Genomic DNA, 4173 nt, shown 5'->3' on the forward strand with positions numbered 1-4173 from the left:
TGGAGGCGCACATCACCCATGGGTATACGTTGAAAGAGATTGCCGATTGCCTCGGCATTCATTATACAACGGTCAGCAAGGTCGTGGCAGATAGCAGGTAAAAGCGATTTTTCAAGACCTGACCCCGACTGTGCCTGCCGACTGTGCCAGAAAACATACCATAATCCTAATGCTTTGTGGTGGGGACAAATCGACACAGGAAAAGGACATTCAAAAAGCAAGGAAGATAGCGACAGCAATATAGGAGGAGATCATGAAAGTCAAAACAAGCCCTTACAACCCTCTTGATTATTTGGAAACAAAAGAAGAGGTCAACGAATACCTGAGTAACGCATTTATGGACGATGACCCTCAAATTTTTCTTATTGCCCTTGGTCACCTAGCTAAAAAGAAAGGGATGACGAAAATTGCGAAGGAAACAGGGTTGAACCGTGAAAGTCTCTATAAATCCCTGTCCGGTGATGGCAACCCCAAATTTGCTACCATCAGCAAAATCACCAAGGCTCTTGGTTGTAAGCTGGCTGTTGCTTAATGGTTTATTCAAGTTCATAGTTTCAATGGTGATACGGCTGTTCCAACCATGCAATTCACGCTGACCCAAAGGGGCTAGTTTTTCCAGTGTGCGTTGTCCGGTGTTTAATTTAATTTTGCCTGCCTCTTAGTCCCCTTTGGGCAGGTGATTACGGTCGTTAGAATTTTAATAAATCGAGGACACAACATGGCCGACAATCCAAAAGAGTCTCTATTTGAAAAAGCTGAATGGCAAATAAAAAAATTAACAAGTCTAGCCCTGAAAATTTCTATAATAATAATATTTTCAGTTGTTGCTTGGCGGATATCGTTGTCCAGCATTAGCTTTGATTTAAGTAAATTTGATTTTTCAGATTTACTTGCAATGATTTTGGCTTTGTTCGCAATGGCAATGTCTGTAGCTTTTTATTTTAAGTCAACCGATTCCACCAACCAGTTTTATGACAATATTTACAACTTTACTCAGAAAACATCTGAAATTTTAGGGCGTATCGAAGAGCGTTTTGGCGAGAGATTGAAACATATTGACGAAGGATACGGCCGCATTCAGTCACGTTTTGATGGTATATCAAATTCATCAGATGAAATCGAAAAGAAAGTAAAAGAGACTGAGGGTAAGGAAGAAGAGGAGAAAAGAAAGCTCGAAGAAGCCAATAAGGCAATGGGGAAAATGCTTGAGACTCTGACCCAAAAAGCTAAGTTAGAGCAGAAGGATAAAGAAGAATTTTACCAAAAGATGGGTGAGTTAGCTGCGGAAAAAGATATGGCCCAAAAACGTATCCAAGAAATGGAGGTAGATAGGGACCATTTGCAAAGTCAACTGCACATGATGGAAAACGATATGATGGAGGGATTTCACGAAATAAGGCACCCAATCATGGAAAAGATATACACCACCCAGAACTTCACGATCTTTTTCGTCGGAAGGCATCTTTTGAGGCTCTAAAGAATCGTTCACGTAGGTTTTTTTCTTCATTGCCTCCAGATGCGCTTGATGTCTTACGACAGGAAGGGCTTATCAACCAAAGAGATGAATTAACATCCGCAGGCAACATCATGCTCCGCACAATGTATCGTAAATACAGATTCTAATCGGGTAGCCGGGGGTTTTTAACCCCCAGCCCCCTCACCACCCTGTGCATAACCTGGGGCCAGGTCTACACATTTGACTGAAGGGAGAAAGCAGTGTTTAGGGGACCCCAATTTCTCTCCCCCAATTTCTCTAAAGGAACAAACACATGCCCCAAGATATCCCGGTGCGTGAACCATACCGAGTTCCCTTTCGTTCATTCACCCCGTTTCTACTGATCTCATTTGGATTGGCTTGGGGTATCCTTGGGCTGTACATCCTTCTTCCAGAACGAATGGGTGCGGTGTTCGGACAACTAACCGGCAATCACCCGCTTTTCTTCCTAGCCGTATACGCGCCTGCTATCGCATCCTTCATCCTCGTTGTCAGCCACGGCGGATTTACAGGCCTGCAGAGCTTCTTAGGGCGAGTGTTGCTCTGGCGCTGCAGTGCTGCCTGGTACGCTTTTCTGATCATTGGCATACCTTTGATCTTCATCGGTGGCTCTTGGTTCAGGGGAAACCTTTTCACTGAACCCTTTCCGTTCCCGTCCTTTCAGTCTTTGGTCGCGGCGTTGGTCCTTGCCGCAATCAAAGGCCCAATAGAAGAGTTTGGCTGGAGGGGGCTCGCACTTCCTCTTCTGCAAAGAAAATTTGCTCCGCTATGGGCCGGACTGATTCTTGGAGCCATCTGGGGGCTTTGGCATATGCCAGCCTTCCTGTTGAGCGGAACCCAGCAGAGCGAGTGGTCATTCACAGCGTTCTTTGCTGGATGCCTGGCGATAAGCGTCATCGTAACTGCACTGTTCAATGAGTCGAAAGGCAGCATTTTGCTTTCGGCGTTATTCCACTTCTCACTCATGAATCCTATCTTTCCTGACGCCCAGCCCTATGACACATACCTGTTGATTATTGTTGCTGTCCTAGTCGTCTGGCGGAAACGTAATAATATGTTAAAAAAACAAGGTGCTGTAGTGGAAGTGATCCCGCATTGAAAGTCAACCGTTGGCTAAAACGGCGTTAGCTATTTGGGAGTTATACCACCCCGCCCTTCGGGCACCCCTCCGAAAGAGGGGAATGGGAATATGCAGTATCGGAGTTGGGCAGGCGCCGGATAATAATGAAACTGGTAATTATCAATTTGTTAATGCTGAAATCACTCCATCAGGTATTGTATCTGCACACAATACAGAAGCGGACACTATTACAACACCTTCTCGCTGACACGATGGAATCGGATATGTAGGCTATCAAACTGCTCGTTTTAACTAACCAGGTACAAGGTCTACACATTTGACAAAAGGAAAAAAGTGAACGGATTTATTTAACCCCTCGCCAGCAACAAATAAAAAGGTGAAAATCGCCGAACCACCTAATTATCACAGACCGCAAGCACGACGGTTTGTTGGCTTTGCTTATTTGGGTATTTACATGACATTACCAAATTCCAGTTCGCTTTCGGCAAGTTCTCAGGGCCGATAGGCGTACTAAAGATTATAGCCCATGATTAAGACAAACAAAATGAATAAGGGTATCGTGATTGCAGAAGTAAAGTGCGAGGAAATTTGTGATGGATAAATTTGACATATCGTGCGGACTCACTAAGAAGCAAATAGACTCCATAAAATTCGCAGCCAAGAATGCAATATCAGGGCGCCTGCCAAGAATGCCGGAGCCGATTGAAATGAAATTGTTTTTTCAAGGCAGAGACGCCTGGGTATTTAGCTGGGGGTTGTGTGCTCAACCTTCTATAGGTTCTACTGTTTCAGTATCCCTTGAAATAGTCGTAAAACTAAAGAACGACGATCCGGTAAGGATCGAAGAAAAACACCCCGCAGATATTTTGGCACTAACAGAGGAGAAAGGCGAACGGACACCGAGGAGTATCGGAACAGATATCCACCATCACAACAATCTCAATAAAAGCCAGACTACATACGATGACAGGTCAGGCAGAGCTGGCTGCCACTATTGGTAACGGCCAGGTGTTTTGCTAAACCTCTCCTCAAATTATGACACGAGAGGCAGATCATCTTGCCGTCAGTGAGCTCAAGACCTTTTTCTCGAATAAACGCCGCACTGTTGAATAGTTTATCCTTACCAGCTGGAGGGTACGCCATATTCACCGGGTGCGATCTCTCCAAGTCGGCGCTGCACTTCTTCAGGCCTGGGCCTACACCTAAATCACCAGTTCCATAATGACATTCAACACAGGCCTGGGAGTCAGCAGCATCCAGCAGAAAGCCGTGATGTGCGGCCTTGGTGACGACACAGGCCGTAACCGTGAAAAAAACAATCACCGAGATACCGGCTGCCAATAGTTCTCTTACTGATACCATACCGCCCCCTCCACTCTACAACTCATAAACATGGCCACTCCCTCTCGGGTAAAAAAATACTAACGAGAACGGCAAGACAAGTCAAACACAAATCAATTTGAGGTTGACAAAAATTTAGAATGAAAGTAACTGATTTCTGTGGGTTTTTAGACAGGATCAGACACAGTAAAGTTTTCGACACCGCACATGGCACCCAGACCAACGGCTCACAGCCCAAGACCTTCCAGGGGGCTTG

The 4173-nt window shown here is 45.2% G+C and carries 6 protein-coding genes; 5 read left to right on the forward strand and 1 reads right to left on the reverse strand.

All coding sequences use genetic code 11. The features are described from left to right. From HQK80_15770 to HQK80_15790, 5 genes are all read left to right on the forward strand, one after another. A partial coding sequence (locus HQK80_15770; protein ID MBF0223650.1) for a LacI family transcriptional regulator occupies nt 1-101 on the forward strand: 101 nt, incomplete at its 5' end. Nucleotides 102-253: 152 nt separating this feature from the next. Then, complete coding sequence (locus tag HQK80_15775; GenBank protein ID MBF0223651.1) at nt 254-532, forward strand: putative addiction module antidote protein; 279 nt, start codon at nt 254-256, stop codon at nt 530-532. Between the two features lie 186 nt (nt 533-718). Continuing rightward, nucleotides 719-1477, forward strand: coding sequence for a hypothetical protein (locus tag HQK80_15780; GenBank protein MBF0223652.1), 759 nt, complete (start codon nt 719-721; stop codon nt 1475-1477). A 292-nt stretch (nt 1478-1769) separates the two neighbouring features. Then, a complete protein-coding gene (locus HQK80_15785; GenBank protein MBF0223653.1) occupies nt 1770-2594 on the forward strand; it encodes a CPBP family intramembrane metalloprotease in 825 nt (274 codons plus the stop codon). A 575-nt stretch (nt 2595-3169) separates the two neighbouring features. Continuing rightward, nucleotides 3170-3577, forward strand: a complete 408-nt coding sequence (locus HQK80_15790) for a hypothetical protein (GenBank protein MBF0223654.1) — start codon at nt 3170-3172, stop codon at nt 3575-3577. Here HQK80_15790 and HQK80_15795 read toward each other — a convergent pair. Then, the gene (locus HQK80_15795; GenBank protein MBF0223655.1) at nt 3531-3938 is read right to left on the reverse strand and encodes a cytochrome C; all 408 of its coding nucleotides are present in this window, start codon (nt 3936-3938) and stop codon (nt 3531-3533) included. The genes HQK80_15790 and HQK80_15795 overlap by 47 nt on opposite strands. Nucleotides 3939-4173 lie beyond the last annotated feature (235 nt).

The organism is Desulfobulbaceae bacterium (assembly GCA_015231515.1).
In the GTDB taxonomy this organism is placed as follows: Bacteria; Desulfobacterota; Desulfobulbia; order Desulfobulbales; family VMSU01; genus JADGBM01.